The sequence below is a fragment of the Pseudomonas sp. AFG_SD02_1510_Pfu_092 genome, assembly GCF_003331055.1.
In the GTDB taxonomy this organism is placed as follows: domain Bacteria; phylum Pseudomonadota; class Gammaproteobacteria; order Pseudomonadales; family Pseudomonadaceae; genus Aquipseudomonas.
This window is the reverse complement of sequence record NZ_PUQD01000028.1, coordinates 1-22,293: the sequence shown is the minus strand read 5'-3', so window position 1 is coordinate 22,293 and position 22,293 is coordinate 1. Positions and strand designations below refer to the sequence as shown.

The window sequence follows — 22,293 nt, the reverse complement described above, 5'->3', positions numbered from 1 at the left end:
ATCCTCAGTAAGTCCGGACTTTTGGTTCGAAGGCTGGAACAGTCTTCGGCGCAAAGTTGACGCCACGCTTGGCGACGCGCTTCTCACCCGGGTAGTACAGGGTGTGGCACAGCCAGTTTTCGTCGTCACGGTCTTCGAAGTCTTCACGGGCGTGAGCGCCGCGGGACTCTTTACGGGCTTCGGCCGCAATGGCGGTAGCTTCGGCGACTTCCAGCAGGTTCTGCAGCTCCAGCGCTTCGATCCGCGCGGTGTTGAAGGCCTGGGACTTGTCGTTGATCTTGACGTTGGCGATACGGTCACGCAGACCGGCCAGTTGCTCGATACCCTTCTGCATGTATTCGCCAGTACGGAATACACCGAAGTAGTTCTGCATGCAGCTCTGCAGCTCGCGCTTCAGGCTGGCAACGTCTTCACCGGTGGTGCGCTCGTTGAGCTTGTTCAGGCGGTTCAGGGCGACATCGACGTCGGTGTCGCTGGCGTCGCGGTATTCCACGCCTTCGGTCAGCGCCTTCTCCAGGTGCAGGCCGGCAGCACGGCCGAACACCACCAGGTCGAGCAGCGAGTTGCCGCCCAGGCGGTTGGCACCGTGAACCGATACGCACGCCACTTCACCCACGGCGAACAGACCCGGGATGATGTGGTCGTTGCCTTCGGCGTCCATGGTGATGGCCTGGCCATGAATGTTGGTGGCAACGCCGCCCATCATGTAGTGGCAGGTCGGGATGACCGGGACCGGCGCAACCACCGGGTCGACGTGGGCGAAGGTCTTGGACAGCTCGCAGATACCTGGCAGGCGGCTGTGCAGCACTTCCTCGCCCAAGTGGTCCAGCTTCAGCAGTACGTGGTCCTTGTTCGGGCCCACGCCGTTGCCGGCGATGATTTCCTTGACCATGGAACGGGCAACCACGTCGCGGCCGGCCAGGTCCTTCGCGTTCGGCGCGTAACGCTCCATGAAGCGCTCGCCGTGGGCGTTGATCAGGTAGCCACCCTCACCGCGGCAGCCCTCGGTGACCAGTACACCGGCGCCGGCGATGCCGGTCGGGTGGAACTGCCACATCTCGATGTCCTGCACCGGCACGCCGGCACGCAGGGCCATGCCCACGCCGTCACCGGTGTTGATCAGGGCGTTGGTGGTGGAGGCGTAGATACGGCCGGCACCGCCAGTGGCCAGTACGGTGGCCTTGGACTTGATGTACAGGGTTTCGCCGGTTTCGATGCAGATCGCGATCACACCGACGAATGCGCCGTCCTGGTTTTTCACCAGGTCTACGGCGTAGTACTCGTTGAGGAAGGTGGTGCCGGCTTTCAGGTTGCCCTGGTACAGGGTGTGCAGCAGCGCGTGACCGGTACGGTCGGACGCGGCGCAGGTACGGGCAGCCTGGCCGCCCTTGCCGAAGTCCTTGGACTGGCCACCGAACGGACGCTGGTAGATACGGCCGGTTTCGGTACGCGAGAACGGCAGGCCCATGTGGTCCAGCTCGAAGACCGCAGCCGGGCCTTCCTGACACATGTATTCGATAGCGTCCTGGTCACCGATGTAGTCGGAGCCTTTGACGGTATCGTACATGTGCCAGCGCCAGTCGTCGTTCGGGTCGGCCGAAGCGATGGCGCAGGTGATGCCGCCCTGGGCGGATACAGTGTGCGAACGGGTCGGGAAGACCTTGGTGACCACGGCAGTCTTGTGGCCGCCTTGTGCCAGCTGCAGCGCAGCGCGCATGCCGGCGCCGCCGCCACCGATGATGATGGCGTCGAAGGAAATGGTTGGAATGCTAGCCATGGATCAGATACCCCAGAGAATCTGCACACCCCAGACGAAGTAAGCGAACATCGCAACGCCGCATACCGCCTGGAACAGGAAACGAATCGCAGTTGCCGACTTGCCGAACGACATTGGCGTCAGGTAGTCGGTGGCAATGGTCCACATGCCGACCCAGGCGTGAGCGCCCAGGGCAACGAGGGCCAGCAGACTGAAGATCCGCATCGCGTTGTTGGAGAACAGACCATGCCACTGGGTGTAGTCGATGCCTGGGTGGGCGACCACGTAGCCGATCAGGAAGAGGAAGTAAGCCGCGAGAACGACCGCAGAAACGCGCTGCGCCATCCAGTCATAGAGGCCCGAACGCGACAGGTTCGTGACATTGGTTACCATACCCAAACTCCCACCAGAACGATCAGCACCACGGAGATGACGATCACGATTTTCGAGCCCAGCTTGCCGCCTTCCAGCGTCTCACCGATGCCCATGTCCATGATCAGGTGACGTACACCTGCCACGAGGTGATAAAGCAGGGCGGACAGCAGGCCCCAGGTCACGAACTTGGCCAGCGGGCTGGTCAGACACGCCTTCACCTCACCGAAGCCTTCCTCGGAACCCAGCGACTTGCCCAGTGCATAAAGCATGATGGCAAGGCCGAGGAACAGGATGACGCCGGAGATACGGTGCAGGATGGACGTGTACGCAGTGACGGGGAGCTTGATGGTCCTTAGGTCTAGGTTTACAGGTCGTTGGCTTTTCACGGCTTTTTTCACACTGAAGAGCCCCTAGCGAATCAGGGCAAAGTTGTTGGTAAGTGTACTGGTCAGGTACCCACCACCCAGGGAACGGCGACCCCCAGCAGTTCGGGCTTGCAAGCCCCTGGCGGTCGGGTTGCGAGTATAGACAGTTAGGCTGCTCATGACAACGTGACGGGGTAGCCCGAATAGCGCATTGCCTTTAACGCACAAAAGGCGTAAATGGGCGAGAATTTCGCGAAAAATCAGGCCTCAATGCCTGTTTCAACAAGCCTTTAGGCAAATTGACATCTGAATTTATCCCTCTATAGTGGTGCGGGCCCTGCGTGGGGGGTCTGTCTGATGATTTCAAGCATTAATAGGAGGCCACATGGCTGACAAAAAAGCGCAGTTGGTCATCGAGGGCGCTGCCCCCGTCGAGCTGCCCATTTTAACCGGCACCGTTGGTCCTGATGTAATCGACGTCCGCGGGTTGGGGGCCACTGGTCACTTCACCTTCGACCCTGGTTTCATGGCGACTGCCTCGTGCGAGTCGAAGATCACCTATATTGACGGCGACCAAGGTATCCTGCTGCACCGCGGCTACCCGATCGAGCAACTCGCCGAACAGTCCGACTACCTCGAAACCTGCTACCTGCTGCTCAACGGCGAACTGCCGAACGCCGAGCAGAAGGCCCAGTTCGTCAGCACCGTGAAGAACCACACCATGGTTCACGAGCAGCTGAAGTCCTTCTTCAACGGCTTCCGCCGCGACGCCCACCCGATGGCGGTGATGTGCGGCGTGGTCGGCGCCCTGTCGGCGTTCTATCACGACTCCCTGGACATCAATAACCCGCAACACCGCGAAATTTCCGCGGTACGCCTGGTCGCCAAGATGCCGACCCTGGCCGCGATGGTTTACAAGTACTCCATGGGCCAGCCGATGATGTACCCGCGCAACGACCTGTCGTACGCGGAAAACTTCCTGCACATGATGTTCAACACCCCGTGCGAGATCAAACCGATCAGCCCGGTGCTGGCCAAGGCGATGGACCGGATCTTCATCCTCCACGCCGACCACGAGCAGAACGCCTCCACTTCCACCGTCCGTCTGGCCGGCTCGTCGGGCGCCAACCCGTTCGCCTGTATCGCTGCCGGCATCGCCGCACTGTGGGGCCCGGCCCACGGCGGTGCGAACGAAGCGGTACTGACCATGCTCGATGAAATCGGCGATGTCTCGAACATCGACAAGTTCATCGCCAAGGCCAAGGACAAGAACGACCCGTTCAAGCTCATGGGCTTCGGTCACCGCGTGTACAAGAACCGCGACCCGCGCGCCACCGTGATGAAGCAGACCTGCGACGAAGTCCTGCGCGAGCTGGGCATCAAGAACGATCCGCAGCTGGAACTGGCCATGCGCCTGGAAGAGATCGCCCTGACCGATCCGTACTTCATCGAGCGCTCGCTGTACCCGAACGTCGACTTCTACTCGGGGATCATCCTCAAGGCCATCGGCATTCCGACCAGCATGTTCACCGTGATCTTCGCCCTGGCGCGTACCGTGGGCTGGATCTCGCACTGGAAAGAAATGCTCTCCAGCCCGTACAAGATCGGCCGCCCGCGCCAGCTGTACACCGGCGAGCAGAAACGCGACATCGTTGCACTGCAGGACCGCAAGTAAGCTTCAATAGCCGAACGCGAAAAGGCTGCCCTCGGGCTAATGCCAGTCAGTTAAGCTGACTGGCATTTTCATTTTCGGGTCGGATATTTTGCTGGTCGTTGCTTCACCACTCTCGGGAACCAACGATCAGGTCGTCGATGAGGCAAGACATACTGCGCCGCTGATGCCTGCAGATCCGCCAGAAATCCTGGCAGATTACCGGGATGATTCAGTGACGTGCCATGCAACAAACCCAAGATTGCCCAGCTGCATGCGGTAAAGCTCATTTCGCAGGGGTAGACACCTGGGCACTGCTTCGACATCTGAACCTGCTTGCGGGCCTGTGGCGATGTGCGCAAAACGACCAGCGCACAACGCCGTCCACGCCAAGCAGCGTCAGCCCCAACCATTGCGGGTGTTTGGTCTCTTCATGCCATCGTTGCTGGGTGAGGGTGAACACTTCACGCACTGCTTCGCTACCCAATCGCCGCCGACCTTGCACAACAGCGCTGGGGGCAACGAGTGGCCGCTTGCCGGGCAGCATGATGTCCATGTGGTTCACGACATCCCAGGCTGACATGCGACGGAACAACGCCATACCAATGATGCACCACACCAGGCTTTCAAGCGGTAGGCGGCGCTTGCGAATGGTTGAGACGCCAGCGGTCTCGAAAGCCTGCTTCACGATGTCCGGATCAAGCAAAGCCCCAAGCCCTTCAAGGGCATTCGGCCTTGATGCCATTTCGTGAGTGAGGGACAGTGCTTTTGCTAGGCGCATAAAAAATCCGATGCTCGTTTCCAAGCACCGGATTTTGCAGCCTGCGGGCTAAAGCTCAAAGCGTCAGTCTTAACTGACTGGCATTAGCCCTCGGGCAGCCTTTTTTGTTCATCCTGTGCGGGCCTCTTCGCGGGCTTGCCCGCTCCCACAAGATCCTTACAGCCCTAAGGCCTGCGGGGCTCTGTGGGAGCGGGCAAGCCCGCGAAGAGGCCAGTACAAGCGACACAAAACCTCAGTTTTTCTCAGCCCGCTCCCGCAGCCCCTTCAGGGTATTGAACGGCGCATCGACCACGAACTTGTTGGCCACCATCGCCGGTACGCTGCCACCTGGCTCGGTATGCACCTGATAGGTCACTTCGGTGCTGTCGCCCTTGGGCACCAGCTTCCAGAAGCCTTCGACCTTGGCCACCCGCACAAAACCCTTCTCTTCCGGGATGTAGGTCGGCTGCTCCTTCAGGTTGCGCACCAGGCTGCCGTCGGCTTCCTTCACCGTGGTCACCAGCAACACCGAATCGCGTGGCGTCACCGGCCATGGCGTGTTGAACTGGGTGTAGGTCCAGACCTGGCCGCCTTCCTGCTTGAGCACCTTCTGCGTCTTGCATTCGTGAATCCACGCGCAGGCCCCGACCACATCCTCCTGCAGCGCCTGGACCTTGGCCAGCGGCGCCTTGATCACGGTAACGCCGCGGTAGGCCTTGTACTTGGAACCGGCCACCTCGCTGAGGGATACCTTGATCCCCTCCTCGTCCTTGGCCACCTGCCAGTTCTCGGCCCAGGCCGCAGGCGCCAGCAGAACACCCATGCCACACAGCAGTGCAATACGCTTGAACGATCTCATCATGTTTATCCTTTTTGTCGAAGATCCAGCCTGTCACGCCGCCGTCATCTGCTCCCACCAACCGAGAATCCTGATGGCCTCGTCACGGTCACTGCCGCACACCTCGACATCCGCCTTGAAACCGCCACACACCGCTGGCCGCTCGGGCTTGCCGAACAGGTCGCAAAGGTTCTCGACCGTCAGGTGCAGGCAGCGCTCGCCAGCCGGCTTGCCATTGGGCATGCGCGGCATCGCAGAGGTGATGGACGGGGCGATGCAGCAGGCACCACAGCCCTCACGGCAATTCATGGCTATTCACCAAAATCAGGACTCCCTGGAACAGAACGGGACGATCGCCCCTGGATAGTAGCGGCTCAAACAGGCGTTTGAAATTACTTGCACGATGAAATCTGCCGTGACCCGGCAGTCAGTTCGCCTGACTTACTGGCGGTACTCGAAATCGATGGCCGCCCCTTCCACATCGCGACGGCTGTCATTGCGCAGCTGCAGCTGCATTTCGTTGTTGATCAGCCGGCCATTGAGCTGAAACGGGCTGTCGTTGCCTTCTGGCTTTTCGCTGAACAACGGTGGCAGCAACGGTTTGCGCCGCTGGATCGGCGAAGGGTTACCGACATCCGGCTCCAGCTTGTCGACCATATCGGTAGGCAGGCTGAGGTCGAGCCTGGCCTCCGGCAACGGTTTGGCGACTTCCTTGCTCACCGCCTTGCGGGCTGGCCTGGCCTTGCTGTTGCCGGCTTTTTTTGCCGGCTGCTTGTGCACGGGCCTGGCTGCGGCCTTTTGCGCCGGCCTGGCCTTCTGCACCGGCTTGGCCGCCTGCGCCTGCGCCTGGCCGGCCGGCTGCGCGGCCTGGGCGATACTCGCCAGGCTGCAGAGCGGTAGCAGGCACAAGATCAGGGCGAAACGGCGCAAAGCATTCATGGCAAATGGACAGACTGGCAGGAAAAGTGCGTATGCTCCCTGTTCCGCAGGCGCGTGGCAAGCCTACAGAAGTGCGGACGCCGGCTCCCGACACAATTGCTGGGCCAGCAAGCCGAGCGTGATCACCGCGCGCTCGGCCTCCTTGTTCCACGGAATACCGCAATTGAGCCGGATACAGTGGTTGAACTGCTCGGTATTACTGAAGATCAGCCCCGGCGCAATGCTGATGCCCTGCTCCAGCGCGCGCACATGCAGCTCCTGGGTATTGACCCGCCCGGGCAGGCTCACCCACAGGATGAAGCCACCGGTCGGCCGGGTCATCTGGGTGCCCTCGGGGAAGTGCTGCTGCACCGCCAGCTGATAGGCGCTGAGGTTCTTGCGGTACTCCTGGCGAATGTAGCGCAGGTGCCGGTCGTAGCCACCGTTCTCCAGGTAGGCCGCCACCCCCATCTGCGTCACGCTGCAGGCCGAGTGGGTGGTGAAGGTTTGCAGGCGCTGGATTTCGTCCTGATAGCGCCCGGCGACCATCCAGCCGACCCGCACCCCGGGGGACAGGGTCTTGGAGAAGCTCGAACAGTAGATCACCCGATCCAGCCGGTCGAACGCCTTCAGCGCCTTGGTCTTGCCCTGCTCGAACATCAGCTCGCCGTAGATGTCATCCTCGACGATCTGGATATCGAAGTCCGACGCCAGGCGCAGCAGTTGTTTCTGCCGCTCTTCCGGCACCGTGCCGCCGAGCGGATTGCTCAACCGTGCGGTCAGTACCAAGGCCTTGATCGACCATTGGTTGGCGGCCAGTTGCAGGGCTTCGAGGCTGATGCCGGTGGACGGATCGCTGGGAATCTCGATCACTTTCAAGCCCAGCAAATCGGCCAGCTGCAACAAGCCGTAGTAGGTCGGCGACTCAGCAGCAATCAGGTCGCCGGGGCGAGTCAGCACGCGCAGCGACATCTGCAGCGCATCGACGCAGCCATGGGTGACGATCACTTCACGCGGGTCGACCAGCACGCCGGCATCGCGCATGCGGATGGCGATCTGCCGGCGCAGCGGCTCGAACCCGGGGCTGAACATGTAGCTGAAGGCGCGCGGGCTGTGGAAGCGGGTCACCTTGGCAATCTGCTGGTGCAAGGCCCGTACCGGCAGGTAGTCGACATGCGGAACCGCCGCACCGAACGGGAACACGCCGTCGCGGCGGGCCTCGGTCAGGACCTGCTGGATGATGCTGGCGCGGGTGACCAGACCGGGGCGCTCCACCCGGGCGATGTCCGGGGTCTGCGCGGTCAGGGCCGGGGTCTGGTGCACGTAATAGCCCGACTGCGGCCGCGCACGGATCAGCCCCTGGTCCTCGAGGTTGGCATAGGCCTGCAACACCGTGGCATGGCTGACGTTGAGCTGGGCGCTCATCTTGCGCACGGAGGGTACCCGCTCGCCTGGCTGGTAGACACCGCGACGGATGTCATCGGCCAGTTGCTGGGCGATACGCTGGTACAGCAGCAGGTTGGTCATGGCTTGCTCTCGACGCGCGGACGGGCTCGTTATTCTTGTGTCGCTCACTGACGGTAGAGAATACCGTAACAGTTGCAAAGTGTACTGGGACAGATCGCAGAATAGTCAACAATACAGTTGCGTGACAGCTATAGAAACGATTAAACCGCGGTACACCGATGAAAAGCCGGGGGCGCTTTGCGCCCCTTTCGCGACACAAGGCCGCTCCCACAGGCACTGTGCATGCCCTGGACCTGACACTGCACCTGTGGGAGCGGCTTCAGCCGCGAACACCGGCAAAGCCGGTGCCATCCAGCGCGCCGCCTGCTTCGCGGGTGAACCCGCTCCCACAGGGTCGAGTAAGCCAAGCAGTCAGCGCGCTGGGGCGAGCTTGCCCTTGTCATCCGAGAAGACGATCTCCACCCGGCGGTTCTGCGCCCTGCCCCGCTCCGAGGCATTGGCCTCGATCGGATACTGGTCGCCATACCCCTCGACCTGCAGGCGCTTCTCGTCGATCCCCAGGTCCACCAGCATGTCGGCCACCGCCTGCGCCCGGTCGCGGGACAGCTTCAGGTTGTCTTCCGCCGTGCCGGTGCTGTCGGTATAGCCCTCGATACGCACCACGCGGCGCGGGTTGAGCTGGAGGAACTGCACCAGCTTGAGCACGGTACGGCTGGCCGAGTTCCGCAGGTCGGCGCGGCCGGTGTCGAACAGCACGTCTCCCAGGGTCATCACCAGGCCACGGTCAGCCTGCTCCGAGGCCAGCGCGGCGATCTGCGACTCGACCCACTTGCCCTGCTGCTGCACGCTGGCCAGCTTGGCCTCGCGCAACGCCAGTTGCAGGCGCTGGCGCTCCAGGTCGAGCTTGGCCTGGCGCTCCTGGTTCAGTGCCAGCCGGGCATGTTCGCCGGCGATCTCGCTGTACCGCTGGCTCAGGTAGGCATAATGGCGCACATCTGCGCCGGTGCCGATGTAGCTGGACAGCCGCTCGGCGCGGGCCAGCGACTCGCCGGCACGAATCACGTCACGCGGTGCACTGCGCAGCACATCGGAATCATCCTTGACCTTCTGGAAGGCCGCAGCGGCATCATCCAGCGCGGCGCTGCTGCGCTGGCTGGCGCAACCTTGCAAGCCGGCCGCCAGCGCCAGCATTGCCAGCGCGGCCAATGGTGCACGACGGATCATGGCTGCACCTCCAGCTGCTTGCGCAGGCGCTTGACCCGCGACTGCAGCAGTTGCAGCTGCTCTTCGCTCTTCTGGTTCAGCACCTGGGCCTCGGCCAGACGCGCATCCAGCTCGGCCTGTTCGGCGCGCATCCGCGCATCGCGGTAGTCTTCGGTCAGCATGTTGGTCTTGGCCCGGGCCAGCTTGTCTTCGGCCAGCTTGAACGCTTCGACCTGGTCGGTGGCACCGACGGCCTTGGCCTGCTCCAGTGCCTGCTCGGAAATGCGCATCTGCTCGTCAGGGGCCGGATCGTTGGCGCAGCCCGCCAGGCCAAGCACGGCCAGGGCAAGGATTAGTGGTTGGATTCTCACGCAATCTTCCTAGTGTTTGGGGGCGTCCGACGGCACCTGCAGCTGCGCTTTCCAGCGCTCGACATTACGTTGCAGCACGGCCTCGGACGCACCGGAGATCGGCAATTCTGTCAGTTTTTTCGCCAGTTGCCCACGCAACCAGCTGTCATTGCAGGCTGAATTGTGCGACAGCGCCAGGTACAGGCCTGGCCGGTCCACCGGCAGGCCGCGGGCGATCAGGTCATTGCTCATGCCCAGGCCCTGGGCCATGGCCATGCCCGAATAGCGGCCGGCGAGCACATAATCCACCTGGCCGAGCACCAGTTTCTGAAACGCCTGGGTCAGGTTCTGCGCCGGCACCAGCTTCAGCTGCGCCTTGGCGAACGCGGCAAAGGCCGGGGTCAGCCGCGCGCGCTCGGACAGGCTGCCCTGGTACCTGGCCAGGTCCGCCGGGCCGTCGAAGGTCAGTGCCGCATCATGGCGCGTCCACACCAGGTATTCGTTGAGCTGCAGCGGTGGGTGGATGTAGTCCAGCGCGGTCAGTTGTTCCAGCTGCATGGGCGTATCCAGCAGCAGGTCCATGCGCCCGCTGCGCACCTCTTCCAGCGCCTGATCACGACGGCCGGCATGCAACACTTCCACCTTCACCCCCAACTCGCCAGCCACCTGGCGCAGCAGGTCGACGTTGGCGCCGATCAGGTGCTTCGGGTCGTTCGGGTCCTGCCATGAATAGGGCGGCGCATCGGGGCTGCCGGTTGCCACCAGGCGCTCGCACTTGCCTGCCGCCATCGCCAGCGGCGACAGCAACACCCCCAGGCACGCCAACACCCTGCCTGCTTTACGCAGCACCATTGCTCACTCCTTGTATTGCTTTGCCCGGCCCAATCGCCGGCAAGCCAGCTCCCACAGGTACAGCGCCGCCCTTGAGAACTGTGTTGGACCTGTGAGAGCTGGCGTGCCGGCGATTGGGCCGGAACTGACCACAAAAAAACCCGGCCCCCTGTACGGGGGCCGGGTTCTTTATAAGTGAAGCAGGCGGATCAGACCAGCTTTTCCAGCTCCGGAACCGCTTCGAACAGGTCAGCGACCAGGCCGTAGTCGGCTACCTGGAAGATCGGCGCTTCTTCGTCCTTGTTGATCGCCACGATCACCTTGGAGTCCTTCATGCCGGCCAGGTGCTGGATCGCGCCAGAGATACCGACGGCGATGTACAGCTGCGGCGCAACGATCTTGCCGGTCTGGCCGACCTGCATGTCGTTCGGCACGAAGCCGGCGTCGACTGCGGCGCGCGAAGCACCGACGGCAGCGCCGAGCTTGTCGGCCAGGCTGTACAGGTGCTTGAAGTTGTCACCGTTGCCCATGCCACGGCCGCCGGAAACGACGATCTTGGCAGCGGTCAGCTCTGGGCGGTCGGACTTGGCCAGCTCTTCGCCAACGAAGGCCGAGATGCCGGCATCGTGCGCAGCGCCCACCGCTTCGATGGCAGCCGAGCCACCTTCGGCGGCCACGGCGTCGAAGCCGGTGGTACGCACGGTGATGACTTTGATGGCCGCGCTCGATTGCACGGTGGCAATGGCGTTACCGGCATAGATCGGGCGCTTGAAGGTGTCGGCGGACTCGACTGCGATGATCTCGGAGATCTGGTCCACATCCAGCAGCGCGGCAACGCGCGGCAGGATGTTCTTGCCGTTGGTGGTGGCCGGGGCCAGCACGTGGCTGTAACCCTTGGCCAGCTCGACGATCAGCGGTGCGACGTTCTCCGGCAGGGCGTGGGCGTAGGCGGCGTTATCGGCAACCAGCACCTTGGCCACGCCAGCGATCTTGGCAGCGGATTCGGCCACGCCGCCCACGTTCTGGCCAGCGACCAGCACGTGCACATCACCACCGATCTTGGCGGCAGCAGCAACAGTGTTCAGGGTGGCCGGGGCTACGGCACCGTTCTCGTATTCAGCGACAACCAGGATAGTCATTTAGATTACCTTCGCTTCGTTCTTCAGCTTCTCGACCAGTTCGGCCACCGATTTGACCTTGATGCCAGCGCTGCGGGCAGCCGGGGCTTCAACCTTCAGGGTCTTGTTGGTGGAGGCGAGGGAAACGCCCAGCGCGTCTGGAGTAACGGTCTCCAGCGGCTTCTTCTTGGCCTTCATGATGTTCGGCAGCGACGCGTAGCGTGGCTCGTTCAGGCGCAGGTCGGTGGTGACGATGGCCGGCAGGTTCAGGGCCACGGTCTGCAGGCCGCCGTCGATTTCACGGGTGACGTTCAGCTTGTCGCCAGCCACTTCGACCTTGGAGGCGAAGGTGCCCTGGGCAAAGCCGGTCAGCGCAGCCAGCATCTGGCCGGTCTGGTTGTTGTCACTGTCGATGGCCTGCTTGCCGAGAATGACCAGCTGCGGCTGCTCCTTGTCGACCACGGCTTTCAGCGCCTTGGCCACGGCCAGGGAGTTCAGTTCGTCAGCGGCTTCGACCAGGATGGCACGGTCGGCACCCAGAGCCAGGGCGGTACGCAGCTGCTCCTGGGCAGTAGCCGGGCCGACGGAAACCACGACGATCTCGGTCGCGACGCCCTTTTCCTTCAGGCGTACGGCTTCTTCCACGGCGATTTCGCAGAAGGGGTTCATGGACATCTTGACGTTAGCAAGGTCGACGCCGGAGTTGTCCGCTTTGACGCGAACCTTGACGTTGTAGTCGACCACTCGTTTGACAGCTACAAGAACCTTCATGGATTCCTCGTTACTCTCCGGTGAATAGATAGTCGCCTGGGGCCAGGCCCGGCGATGCGCGTGGGTACAAGGGCACCTCTAAAAACGTACCGGGAGGCAGAGATTTCACCGTGACCGAACAGTCTTGTCCGGACCCTTGCGGCAAATACTCACGGGTCATTTTCTGTCGTGGCGTGTAAACTCCACTACAAACCGGCCAAAGGCCGCAAAACCCTGCTCCACACCTGGTCTTTAGAGGTGTACCTGCGCCCGGCTGCAAGCCTACGGCGAACGTAAAACCGCTCGTATCTTGACCGTAACACCCAATCCGGTCAATACGGCAAATCGGTCACCCTCCAGCCGCACGCCTGTGATTTTACTGGCCTGCGGCAAATTCAAACAAACGTTTGTATTGGACCCGCCAAGTGGTGTAGATATAATGCGCGGCCAAGACAAAACGGTGTAGTCCGTCATTTGCCCAGCTACCGTTCCGCCGTTGCGTAGAACCGCTGCGAATGCCCCCCGCACCCAATAAGACCAAGCAACAGCACGAGCCTTGATGAGTAGGAGAGAACCAGTGGAACGCGAATACATGGAATTCGACGTGGTCATCGTCGGCGCCGGCCCGGCGGGCCTGTCCGCCGCCTGCCGCCTGAAGCAGAGGGCCGCCGAAGCCGGTAGCGAAATCAGCGTCTGCGTGGTGGAAAAAGGCTCTGAAGTCGGCGCCCACATCCTCTCTGGCGCGGTGTTCGAGCCCCGCGCCCTGAACGAGCTGTTCCCCGACTGGAAAGAGCTGGGTGCGCCGCTGAACACCGAAGTGAAGCGCGACGACATCTATGTACTCAAAGATGCCGGCAGCGCCACCAAGGTGCCTGACCTGTTCGTGCCCAAGACCATGCACAACCATGGCAACTACATCATTTCGCTGGGCAACCTGTGCCGCTGGCTGGCCCAACAGGCCGAGAACCTCGGCGTGGAAATCTACCCGGGCTTCGCTGCCCAGGAAGCGCTGTTCGACGACAATGGCGTGGTCCGCGGCATCGTCACCGGTGACCTCGGCGTCGACCGCGAAGGCAACCCGAAGGACGGCCTGTACACCCCGGGTATGGAACTGCGCGCCAAGTACACCCTGTTCGCCGAAGGCTGCCGTGGCCATATCGGCAAGCAGCTGATCAAGCGCTTCAACCTGGACAGCGAGTCCGACGTCCAGCACTACGGCATCGGCCTGAAGGAAATCTGGGAAATCGACCCGGCCAGGCACGAGCAAGGCCTGGTGGTACACACCGCCGGCTGGCCGCTGGATGTAATGGCCAAGGACAACACCGGCGGTTCGTTCCTCTATCACCTGGAAAACAACCAGGTCGTCGTCGGCCTGATCGTCGACCTGTCCTACGCCAACCCGTACCTGTCGCCGTTCGACGAATTCCAGCGCCTCAAGCACCACCCGGTGATCAGCCAGTACCTCGAAGGCGGCAAGCGCATCAGCTACGGCGCCCGCGCGATTGCCAAAGGTGGCCTGAACTCGCTGCCGAAAATGGTGTTCGACGGCGGCGCGCTGATCGGTTGCGACCTCGGCACCTTGAACTTCTCCAAGATCAAGGGCAGCCACACCGCGATGAAGTCGGGCATGCTGGCGGCCGAAGCGGTCGCCGACGCGCTGGCCGCTGGCAGCGAAGGCGGCGACAAGCTGAACGGCTACGTCAGCGCCTTCAAGGCCAGCTGGCTGTACGAAGAACTGTTCGCCAGCCGTAACTTCGGCGCGGCCATTCACAAGTTCGGCCCGATCCTGGGTGGCGCGTTCAACTATGTCGACCAGAACTGGTTTGCTGGCAAGCTGCCGTTCACCCTGCACGACACCAAGCCGGACTACGCCTGCCTGAAGCTGGCGGCCGATTCGCAGAAGATCGACTACCCGAAACCGGACGGCAAGCTCAGCTTCGACAAGCTCAGCTCGGTATTCCTCTCCAGCACCAACCATGAAGAGGAACAACCCTGCCACCTGAAGCTGACCGACCCGAACGTGCCGATCGCCAGCAACCTGCCGCTGTACGACGAGCCAGCCCAGCGTTACTGCCCGGCGGGCGTATACGAGGTGATCACCCAGGAAGACGGCAACAAGCGCTTCCAGATCAACGCGCAGAACTGCGTGCACTGCAAGACCTGCGACATCAAGGACCCGGCCCAGAACATCACCTGGGTCACCCCTGAAGGCGCCGGCGGGCCGAACTACCCGAACATGTAAGGCCCCTGCCCTGCGGTAACGAAAAGCCCCCGTCTCTCACGAGCCGGGGGCTTTATGTTTTACCTGTAGCGGCCTCATCGCCGGCCTTGCAAGCAAGCCCCGCACCTGTGGGAGCGGGCTTGCCCGCGAACACGGGCGAAGCCCGTGCCATCCACCGCGTCGCCTGCTTCGCGGGCTTGCCCGCTCCCACAGGCCGTGCGCAGGCCCTAGGTGCAGCGCGGACGGGATAGTGCACTAAACGTTATTTGTCAGCACACATCATCGGCATCGGCTCCGCAACAAACGCCAGTGGCTCACGACGCCCGAAATACAGCGCCGTCATCAACCCCACCGTGCCCATGACCAGACAAAAACCGACACACACCCACGGGCTCCACGGCATCAGCGCGATCAGTGCCAGCGGCGTGGTGCTGGCCCACAGTGCGTAGGCCACGTTATAGGTGAAGGAGATGCCCGACACCCGGATCTCGGCCGGGAACAGCCCGACCATCACCGACGGCACCACCCCCACCACACCGCAGCACAGCCCCGCCAGCGCATAGGCCAGCCAGGTCGTGCCCCACTGCCCTACCAGGCTGGCGTACAACGCACCGATACCCAGCGGCAGCAGCAGGCTGTAGAACATCAGCGCGCGCCAGGCGCCGACGCGGTCAACCAGCAGACCGGCCAGCACGCAGCCGATATTCAGAAAGACGATGCCCACGCTGCTCAGGGCAAAGGTATGCCCGGCACTCATGCCGAAACGCTGCTGCATCACGGTCGGCGTGATCACCACCAGCACCACCACGGCAGAGGTCAGCACACAGGTCAGCAGCGCTGCCGGGATCAATGCCCGGCGGTGTTCGCCCAGCACCCGCCGCAGCGGAAAGCCCACCGGCTGTGCCTGGCGCGCGCGCAGGGCGAGGAACACCGGTGTTTCGCTGAGCCAGCGGCGCAGCCACACGCCGATCACGCCAAACACCCCGCCCAGCAGGAACGGGTAGCGCCAGGCGTAGTCGAGGATTTCCTGCGCGGTGAACAACTGGGCCAGCACCGTCGCGGTCAGCGCCCCCAGCAGGTAGCCGAACGTCAGCCCGGCCTGCAGGAAGCCCAGCGCGTAGCCGCGCCGCCCGGCTGGTGCGTGCTCGGCGACGAAGGTCCAGGCACTCGGCACTTCGCCGCCCACCGCCGCGCCCTGCAGAATGCGCAGGGCCAACAGGATCAGCGGCGCCGCATAACCGATGTCGGCGTAGGTCGGCATCACCCCGATCAGCAGGCACGGTAGCGCCATCATCAGGATGCTCAGGCTGAACACCCGCTTGCGCCCCAGGTGGTCGGCGAAGTGCGCCATCAGGATGCCGCCCAGTGGCCGCGCCAGGTAGCCGGTGACGAAGATCCCGAAGCTTTGCAGCAGGCGCAGCCATTCGGGCATCTCGGGCGGGAAGAACAGTTGGCTGAGGGTCAGCGCAAAGAACACGAAGATGATGAAATCGTAGATTTCCAGCGCGCCGCCCAACGCCGCCAGGCCCAGGGTCCGGTGGTCGCCACGGCTGAACCGGGGCGGGCGCGCGCTATCGATGGCTGTCATGGCAGGGTCCACAGATCGGCAAAGGGCAAGAGGATAGCAAATCGCTCTGCAGACCTGCGCATTACCTGTGGGCTGGCTTAGCGGTTGAACACCGAGTGCGGGAAGTACGTGCGCGGCCGTGGCCGCGTCGTGGCCGCCGCCAGGGTATCTGGCTGCGGCAGCCGGCCCAGCAGCAGCGGCGTGTCGATGATCGCCATGAACGCCTCCAGCGCGTCGTTATCCGGCACCTGCGGCAGGCTCAGGCTGACCGCCTGGCGCTCGGCCTGCGGCACCGATGGCACGTTCAGCTGAGCAGAGTGATACAGCAAGGCGTGCTGGATCTGCGTATTGACGCGGCAGAAGCGCGCCAGGTCGACCCCGGCATGGCTGGCCAGTTCGATATTGCCCAGCAGCAGGTGAAACGGTTGCAAGGCGCACAGCACCAGGCGCTGCAGCTCCTCGAAACTGTCCACGGGCGCAATCCGGTAGTAGCCCAGGCCATTGAGCAGCCGCTCCAGCTGCAGGCGCTGGCAAGGGTGGGCGTCGGCGATGAGGATGCGCAGGGTCTTGTTGGCCATGGTCGCACCTGGGCAGAAGGCTGATGGGTTGGCTCCATGACCGAACTGCGCCAGTGACGGCTATCGCCAAGGCTACCCCTGGCAAGGGTCTTCTTTGATAGAAGTCGGGAAAGCCACGGAAATCAAGTGATCGACTGATGGAATTTGCATTTGCGCTAACCGCAATCAGGATTCCCACTCGCGCATGCGCAGCCGGCAATGCTTCATGGCATTGACGATGTGTTTTTCCACCAGGCTGCGGGAAATGCCCAGGTGTTCGGCAATCTGCTGATGTGACAGGCCATCGAGCTTGCGCAGCACGAAGCAGTCGCGGCAGACCTTGCTCAGCTCGCCCAGGGCGCGCTGCATCAGCGCCAAGCGCTGGTCGAGCTGCATGTCGTGGGCCGGCGCCGGGGTATGCCAGCGCTCGTCGCTGTCCAGCACTTCCAGCGGCTCGGCCTGACGCACCAGGTGGCGCCGGTGGCGGTCCACCACCAGGTTGAGCGCGGTACGGTAAAGGAACGCCCGGGGGTGCTCGATACGCTCGGCGTCGGTGCGCTCCAGCACCCGCAGATAAGCATCGTGGGCAACGTCTTCGGCGGCCTGACGATTGCCCAGGCGCGCGCAAAGGAATCCCACCAGTTCGCGATAGTAATGTTCCACGACGTTACCTGAGAAGGTCCTGCCAGCCTATGCCGGAAAGCCCTTTCAGGCAGCAACGCGGGACCGGGTGATATCAGCGTGCGATCTTACAAATTATAATTATTCTCAGCAACAAGCTGTACGCGCGTCCAGCAGATCGCAGCGAACCCCCACGCTAAATCCCCTCCCACCGCTTTCGTCTATCTGGCACTCCTTCGGCTGGAAGTCTGCATGAGACCTTTGACCAACACTCGCCGCCGCGCCCTGCTTGCCGGCCTGGGCCTGCTCGGCGCGGGCAGCCTGCTGGCCTGGACGGCCCTGCCCTACGGTGCACAGCCGTTGAGCACGGTCACCGTGAGCCGCGCCGACATCGAAAGCAGCGTCACCGCGTTGGGTACCCTGCAACCGCGGCGCTACGTGGATGTCGGGGCGCAGGCGTCCGGGCAGATCCAGACCCTGCACGTCGAGGTCGGCGACACCGTGCGCAAGGGCCAGCTACTGGTCGAGATCGACCCTTCGACCCAGCAGGCGCGGCTGGATGCCGGCCGTTACTCGATCGACAACCTCAAGGCCCAGCTGGCCGAGCAACGTGCGCAGTTGCAGCTGGCCCGGCAGCAGCTCGAGCGCCAACGCGCGCTGGCCGCTGCCGGCGCCAGCCGCGATGAAGACCTGCAGACGGCCGCCGCGCAGCTGAAGGTCACCCAGGCGCGCATCGGCATGTTCCAGGCGCAGATCCGCCAGGCCCGGGCCAGCCTGCGCAGCGACGAGGCCGAGCTGGGCTACACCCGCATCTACGCGCCGATGGACGGCACGGTGGTGGCCGTGGATGCCCGCGAAGGGCAAACCCTCAACGCCCAGCAGCACACGCCGTTGATCCTGCGCATCGCCAGGCTCTCGCCCATGACCGTGTGGGCCCAGGTCTCCGAGGCCGACATCGGCAAGGTCACCCCAGGCATGACTGCCTATTTCACCACCCTGGCTGGCGGCAAGCGCCGCTGGACCAGCACGGTGCGGCAGGTGCTGCCGATCCCGCCCAAACCCCTGGAGCAGGCCAGCCAGGGCGGCGGCAGCCCGGCCAGCGTCAGCAATGGCAGCGCCGGCAGCCAGGTGGTGCAGTACAGCGTGCTGCTGGACGTCGACAACCCGGACGGTGCGCTGATGGCCGAGATGACCGCCCAGGTGTTCTTCGTTGCCGGCCAGGCCCGGCAGGTACTGAGCGTGCCACTGGCCGCGCTGGACGATGGCGACGGGCTGCGCCTGGCGCATGTGCTGACTGCAGACGGCAAGGTGGAAAAGCGCCAGGTGCGCACCGGCCTCAGCGACCGCCTGCGCGTGCAGGTGCTGGACGGCCTCGCTGAAGGCGAACGCCTGGTGCTCGGTGCGCCAGGCGTCAGCGGAGGCTGAATGAGCACAGCACTGATCGAACTGATCGACATCCGTAAATCCTACGGCGGCGTCGATAGCCCCAAAGTCGACATCCTGCGGGGCATCAGCCTGCGCATCCACCCCGGCGAGTTCGTCGCCATCGTCGGCGCCTCCGGCTCCGGCAAGTCGACCTTGATGAACATCCTCGGCTGCCTCGATCGCCCCACCGCTGGCAGCTACCGCTTCGCCGGCAGGGATGTGGCCGAGCTGGGCAGCGATGAACTGGCCTGGTTGCGCCGCGAGGCGTTTGGCTTCGTGTTCCAGGGCTACCACTTGATTGCTTCGGGCTCGGCTCAGGAAAACGTCGAAATGCCGGCCATCTATGCCGGTATCGCCGCGCGCGAACGCCACGCCCGTGCCAGCGCCTTGCTTCAGCGCCTGGGCCTGGCCAGCCGCACCGGCAACCGCCCGTACCAGCTGTCCGGCGGCCAGCAGCAACGGGTGTCGATTGCCCGCGCATTGATGAACGGCGGCCATATCATCCTCGCCGACGAACCTACCGGCGCCCTCGACAGCCACAGCGGCACCGAAGTGATGGTATTGCTCGACGAGCTGGCCAGCCAGGGCCATGTGATCATCCTGATCACCCACGACCGTAAAGTGGCGGCGCGGGCGCAGCGGGTGATCGAGATTGGTGACGGCCTGATCATCAGCGACTCGGCCAGCGAACAGCCCCCGGCAGACACCGGCCAAGGGTTGCCCGCCGCACAGCTGCGCCAGCGCCTGGACCGCGGCGCGACCTTGCGCGGGGCGTGGCAAGGCGAACTGCTCGAAGCCCTGCAGGCCGCCTGGCGGGTGATGTGGGTCAACCGCTTTCGTACCGCCCTGACCCTGCTGGGCATCGTCATCGGCGTGGCCTCGGTGGTGGTGATGCTGGCGGTGGGCGAAGGCAGCAAGCGCCAGGTCATGGCGCAGATGGCCGCGTTCGGCTCGAACATCCTCTACCTCAACGGCAAGCCGGCCAGCCTGGGCGAACAGGCGGGCACCATCACCCTGGCCGATGTCGCCGCCATCGGCCAGCTACCGCAGGTGCGGCACGTGATGCCGGTGATCGGCGAAAAGATGATGGTGCGCCACGGCAACCACAGCCAGCCGTTCTACGTGGGTGGCAACAACACCCGGTTCCCCGAGATTTTCAACTGGCCGGCGGTGCATGGCAGTTTCTTCAGCGCCGCCGATGAAGCCAGCGCCGCAGCGGTGGCGGTGATCGGCCAGAAAGTGCGGGAAAAGATGCTCGACCCTGGGCGCGACCCGCTGGGCCAGTACATCCTGATCGGCAATGTGCCGTTCCAGGTGGTCGGCATCCTCGCCGGCAAGGGCGCCAGTTCCGGCGACCAGGACAGTGACGGGCGCGTGGTGGTGCCCTACTCGGCCGCAGCCATCCGCCTGTTCGGCCAGCGCGACCCGGACTACGTCGCGGTCGCCGCCCTCGACTCGACGCGGGTCGAGCAGGCCGAAGCGGCCATCGACCAGCTGCTGCGCCAGCGCCACAACGGCCGCCAGGACTTCGAACTGACCAATGACGCGGCGCTGATCCAGGCCGAGGCCCGCACCCAGAACAGCCTGTCGCTGATGCTGGGGGCGATCGCCGCAATCTCGCTGCTGGTGGGCGGCATCGGCGTGATGAACATCATGCTGATGACCGTGCGCGAGCGTACCCGCGAGATTGGCATCCGCATGGCCACCGGCGCCCGCCAGCGCGACATCCTGCGCCAGTTTCTCAGCGAAGCGGTGCTGCTTTCGATGGTCGGCGGGCTGGCCGGGATCGTCCTTGCCCTGGCCGTCGGCGGCGGCCTGATGCTGGCCAAAGTAGCCGTGGCCTTTGCCTTGCCGGCCATGCTCGGCGCCTTCGCCTGCGCGGTGGTCACCGGCGTCGTGTTCGGCTTCATGCCCGCGCGCAAGGCTGCCCGCCTCGACCCGGTCAAAGCCCTTACCAGCGAATGAACCATGACCCTGCCTAGCCGCCTCAGCCTGTTGACCTTGTGCCTGTGCCTCGCTGCCTGCAGCACACCGCCGCCGCCCACCAGCGGCATCCGCGCGCCAGCCGCCTGGCAAGGCCAGGCCGCACCCGCCTCGGCACGGCTGCCAACGGCACAGTGGTGGCAAGCCTTCGCCAGCCGCGAGCTCGACCGCCTGGTGCAGCAGGCGCTGGCCAATGCCCACGACCTCGCTGCCGCCACCGCGCGGGTACGCCAGGCCCAGGCCCGCGCGGTCATCGCCGGTGCGCCGCTGCGCCCGGAGCTGAAGCTGGGCGTGGACGGCAGCCGCCAACGCCTGCTGCACGGCGACGGTTATGACCAGCTGGACGTCAGCCGCAGCCAACCCACCAGCAGCGCGTTCGACATGCAGCTCAGCGCCAGCTACGAAATCGACTTCTGGGGCGGCTTGCGGGCGACCCGCGACAGCGCCCTGAGCAGCCTGGATGCCAGCAATTTCGACCGCCAGACCGTGGCACTGACCCTGGTCAGCGCGGTGGCCGACAGTTACCTGCAAGGCCTGGCCCTGCAGGAACAGCTGCGCATTGCCCGGCTCAACCTGCGCAATGCCGAGGAGGTGCTGGGCTTGGTCGTGGCCCGCCAGCGCAGCGGCTCCGCCACGCGTCTGGAGCTGGCTCAGCAGCGCAGCCTGGTTGCCGCGCAGCAGCGCCAGCTGCCGCTGCTGGGACAGCAGTGGCAGGACAGCCGGGTCACCTTGGCGACCCTGCTCGGTGAGCCGGTGCAGGCGTTACCCACCAGCCACGAAACCCTCGCCACCCTGCAATGGCCCGTCATTGGCAGTGGCGTACCCAGCGAGCTGCTCACCCGCCGCCCGGACATTGCCGCCGCAGAAGCACGGCTGCGCGCCGCCAGCGCCAACGTGCAGGTCGCCCGCGCGGCGCTGTTGCCCAAGCTCACCCTTGGCGCCAGCCTCGGGGTTGGTGCCAGTACCTTCGCCGATCTGTTCGGCAGTACCTACTCCACCCTCAGCAGTGGCCTGGTCGCGCCGATCTTCAACAACGGCCGGCTGCGTGCTGCCCGTGACCTGGCCGAGGCCGAACAGACGGCGTTGCTGGAGGCCTACCGCAGCAGCATCCTGGCCGGCTTTGCCGATGTCGAGAAAGCCCTCAATGCGATCGACGGCGTGGATGGCCAGCGGCAATGGCAGGATGAAGAGGTGCAGCAGGCCCGGCTGGCCTTCGACCTGGCGCAGCAGCGTTATGGCGCGGGTGCCGAGACCCTGTTGAGCGTGCTGCAGACCCAGCGCACTTTGTATGTGGCGCAGGACCAGCAGGCGCAGTTGCGCCTGGCCCGGTTGCAGGGGAGCGTGGCGTTGTACAAGGCCTTGGGTGGGGGGTGGCAGGTCGAGCGGTAGGTCGCGTTGCCTTCCGGGGCTGCTGCGCAGTCCCCCTGTGGGAGCGGGCAAGCCCGCGAAGCAGGCGGCGCGGTGGATGGCACCGGCTGCGCCGGTGTTCGCGGCTAAAGCCGCTCCCACAGGTATCAGCGTAAGCCCGAGGCATACG

Annotated in this window: 20 protein-coding genes and 1 pseudogene; 5 read left to right on the top strand and 16 right to left on the bottom strand. The window is 64.1% G+C overall.

The features are described 5' to 3' along the window. Positions 1-4: 4 nt before the first annotated feature. From sdhA to sdhC, 3 genes are read right to left on the bottom strand one after another with little or no spacing between them, the layout of a single operon-like run. Positions 5-1,777 (bottom strand): succinate dehydrogenase flavoprotein subunit, encoded by a 1,773-nt coding sequence (gene sdhA, locus C6A77_RS13830; protein WP_112252986.1) that lies wholly within the window; start codon positions 1,775-1,777, stop codon positions 5-7. Positions 1,778-1,780: 3 nt separating this feature from the next. After that, entirely contained in the window at positions 1,781-2,149 is a 369-nt protein-coding gene (gene sdhD, locus C6A77_RS13825; protein WP_003254214.1) for a succinate dehydrogenase, hydrophobic membrane anchor protein, read from the bottom strand. Further along, a complete protein-coding gene (gene sdhC / locus C6A77_RS13820) occupies positions 2,143-2,529 on the bottom strand; it encodes a succinate dehydrogenase, cytochrome b556 subunit (protein WP_012315350.1) in 387 nt (128 codons plus the stop codon). Before sdhC ends, sdhD begins: the two co-directional genes overlap by 7 nt. A gap of 352 nt (positions 2,530-2,881) precedes the next feature. Between sdhC and gltA the strand changes: the two genes are divergently transcribed. Continuing rightward, positions 2,882-4,171: a citrate synthase gene (gene gltA / locus C6A77_RS13815; RefSeq protein WP_114169968.1), complete on the top strand. Its 1,290-nt coding sequence runs from the start codon at positions 2,882-2,884 to the stop codon at positions 4,169-4,171. Positions 4,172-4,523: 352 nt separating this feature from the next. Here the strand turns inward: gltA and C6A77_RS13810 are convergent. The 10 genes and pseudogenes from C6A77_RS13810 to C6A77_RS13760 form a co-directional block, all read right to left on the bottom strand. After that, positions 4,524-4,892: pseudogene (locus C6A77_RS13810) on the bottom strand (transposase domain-containing protein); the annotation flags it as partial. A gap of 268 nt (positions 4,893-5,160) precedes the next feature. Continuing rightward, positions 5,161-5,766, bottom strand: a complete 606-nt coding sequence (locus tag C6A77_RS13805) for an START domain-containing protein (RefSeq protein WP_114169967.1) — start codon at positions 5,764-5,766, stop codon at positions 5,161-5,163. Between the two features lie 33 nt (positions 5,767-5,799). Next, positions 5,800-6,054, bottom strand: a complete 255-nt coding sequence (locus C6A77_RS13800) for a YkgJ family cysteine cluster protein (RefSeq protein WP_114169966.1) — start codon at positions 6,052-6,054, stop codon at positions 5,800-5,802. A gap of 132 nt (positions 6,055-6,186) precedes the next feature. Further along, the gene (locus tag C6A77_RS13795; RefSeq protein WP_114169965.1) at positions 6,187-6,684 is read right to left on the bottom strand and encodes a hypothetical protein; all 498 of its coding nucleotides are present in this window, start codon (positions 6,682-6,684) and stop codon (positions 6,187-6,189) included. Between the two features lie 63 nt (positions 6,685-6,747). Beyond that, positions 6,748-8,190, bottom strand: coding sequence for a PLP-dependent aminotransferase family protein (locus tag C6A77_RS13790; protein WP_114169964.1), 1,443 nt, complete (start codon positions 8,188-8,190; stop codon positions 6,748-6,750). Between the two features lie 351 nt (positions 8,191-8,541). Next, positions 8,542-9,354, bottom strand: a complete 813-nt coding sequence (locus C6A77_RS13780; protein WP_114169962.1) for an OmpA family protein — start codon at positions 9,352-9,354, stop codon at positions 8,542-8,544. Continuing rightward, the gene (locus tag C6A77_RS13775; RefSeq protein WP_114169961.1) at positions 9,351-9,704 is read right to left on the bottom strand and encodes a DUF4398 domain-containing protein; all 354 of its coding nucleotides are present in this window, start codon (positions 9,702-9,704) and stop codon (positions 9,351-9,353) included. Before C6A77_RS13775 ends, C6A77_RS13780 begins: the two co-directional genes overlap by 4 nt. A 9-nt stretch (positions 9,705-9,713) precedes the next feature. After that, the gene (locus tag C6A77_RS13770) at positions 9,714-10,535 is read right to left on the bottom strand and encodes a transporter substrate-binding domain-containing protein (RefSeq protein WP_114169960.1); all 822 of its coding nucleotides are present in this window, start codon (positions 10,533-10,535) and stop codon (positions 9,714-9,716) included. A gap of 188 nt (positions 10,536-10,723) precedes the next feature. Further along, entirely contained in the window at positions 10,724-11,653 is a 930-nt protein-coding gene (locus C6A77_RS13765) for an FAD-binding protein (RefSeq protein WP_114169959.1), read from the bottom strand. Continuing rightward, complete coding sequence (locus C6A77_RS13760; RefSeq protein ID WP_114169958.1) at positions 11,654-12,403, bottom strand: electron transfer flavoprotein subunit beta/FixA family protein; 750 nt, start codon at positions 12,401-12,403, stop codon at positions 11,654-11,656. Positions 12,404-12,941: 538 nt separating this feature from the next. Here C6A77_RS13760 and C6A77_RS13755 point away from each other — a divergent pair. Beyond that, positions 12,942-14,624, top strand: coding sequence for an electron transfer flavoprotein-ubiquinone oxidoreductase (locus C6A77_RS13755; protein WP_114169957.1), 1,683 nt, complete (start codon positions 12,942-12,944; stop codon positions 14,622-14,624). A 241-nt stretch (positions 14,625-14,865) separates the two neighbouring features. On the opposite strand, the gene C6A77_RS13750 is transcribed toward C6A77_RS13755, so the two are convergent. The 3 genes from C6A77_RS13750 to C6A77_RS13740 all read right to left on the bottom strand — a co-directional run bounded on the left by C6A77_RS13750 (position 14,866) and on the right by C6A77_RS13740 (position 17,390). Beyond that, positions 14,866-16,191, bottom strand: coding sequence for an MFS transporter (locus tag C6A77_RS13750; protein ID WP_114169956.1), 1,326 nt, complete (start codon positions 16,189-16,191; stop codon positions 14,866-14,868). 77 nt (positions 16,192-16,268) lie between these two features. Beyond that, positions 16,269-16,748: a histidine kinase gene (locus C6A77_RS13745; RefSeq protein ID WP_114169955.1), complete on the bottom strand. Its 480-nt coding sequence runs from the start codon at positions 16,746-16,748 to the stop codon at positions 16,269-16,271. Positions 16,749-16,913: 165 nt separating this feature from the next. Beyond that, positions 16,914-17,390: a sigma-70 family RNA polymerase sigma factor gene (locus tag C6A77_RS13740; protein ID WP_114169954.1), complete on the bottom strand. Its 477-nt coding sequence runs from the start codon at positions 17,388-17,390 to the stop codon at positions 16,914-16,916. A gap of 210 nt (positions 17,391-17,600) precedes the next feature. Between C6A77_RS13740 and C6A77_RS13735 the strand changes: the two genes are divergently transcribed. The 3 genes from C6A77_RS13735 to C6A77_RS13725 are packed head-to-tail and all read left to right on the top strand — an operon-like array spanning position 17,601 to position 22,145. Further along, on the top strand, positions 17,601-18,773 hold the full coding sequence (locus C6A77_RS13735) for an efflux RND transporter periplasmic adaptor subunit (RefSeq protein ID WP_114169953.1): 1,173 nt from the start codon (positions 17,601-17,603) through the stop codon (positions 18,771-18,773). Next, the gene (locus C6A77_RS13730; RefSeq protein WP_114169952.1) at positions 18,774-20,738 is read left to right on the top strand and encodes a MacB family efflux pump subunit; all 1,965 of its coding nucleotides are present in this window, start codon (positions 18,774-18,776) and stop codon (positions 20,736-20,738) included. A gap of 3 nt (positions 20,739-20,741) precedes the next feature. Continuing rightward, positions 20,742-22,145, top strand: a complete 1,404-nt coding sequence (locus C6A77_RS13725; protein ID WP_114169951.1) for an efflux transporter outer membrane subunit — start codon at positions 20,742-20,744, stop codon at positions 22,143-22,145. Positions 22,146-22,293: the final 148 nt, after the last annotated feature.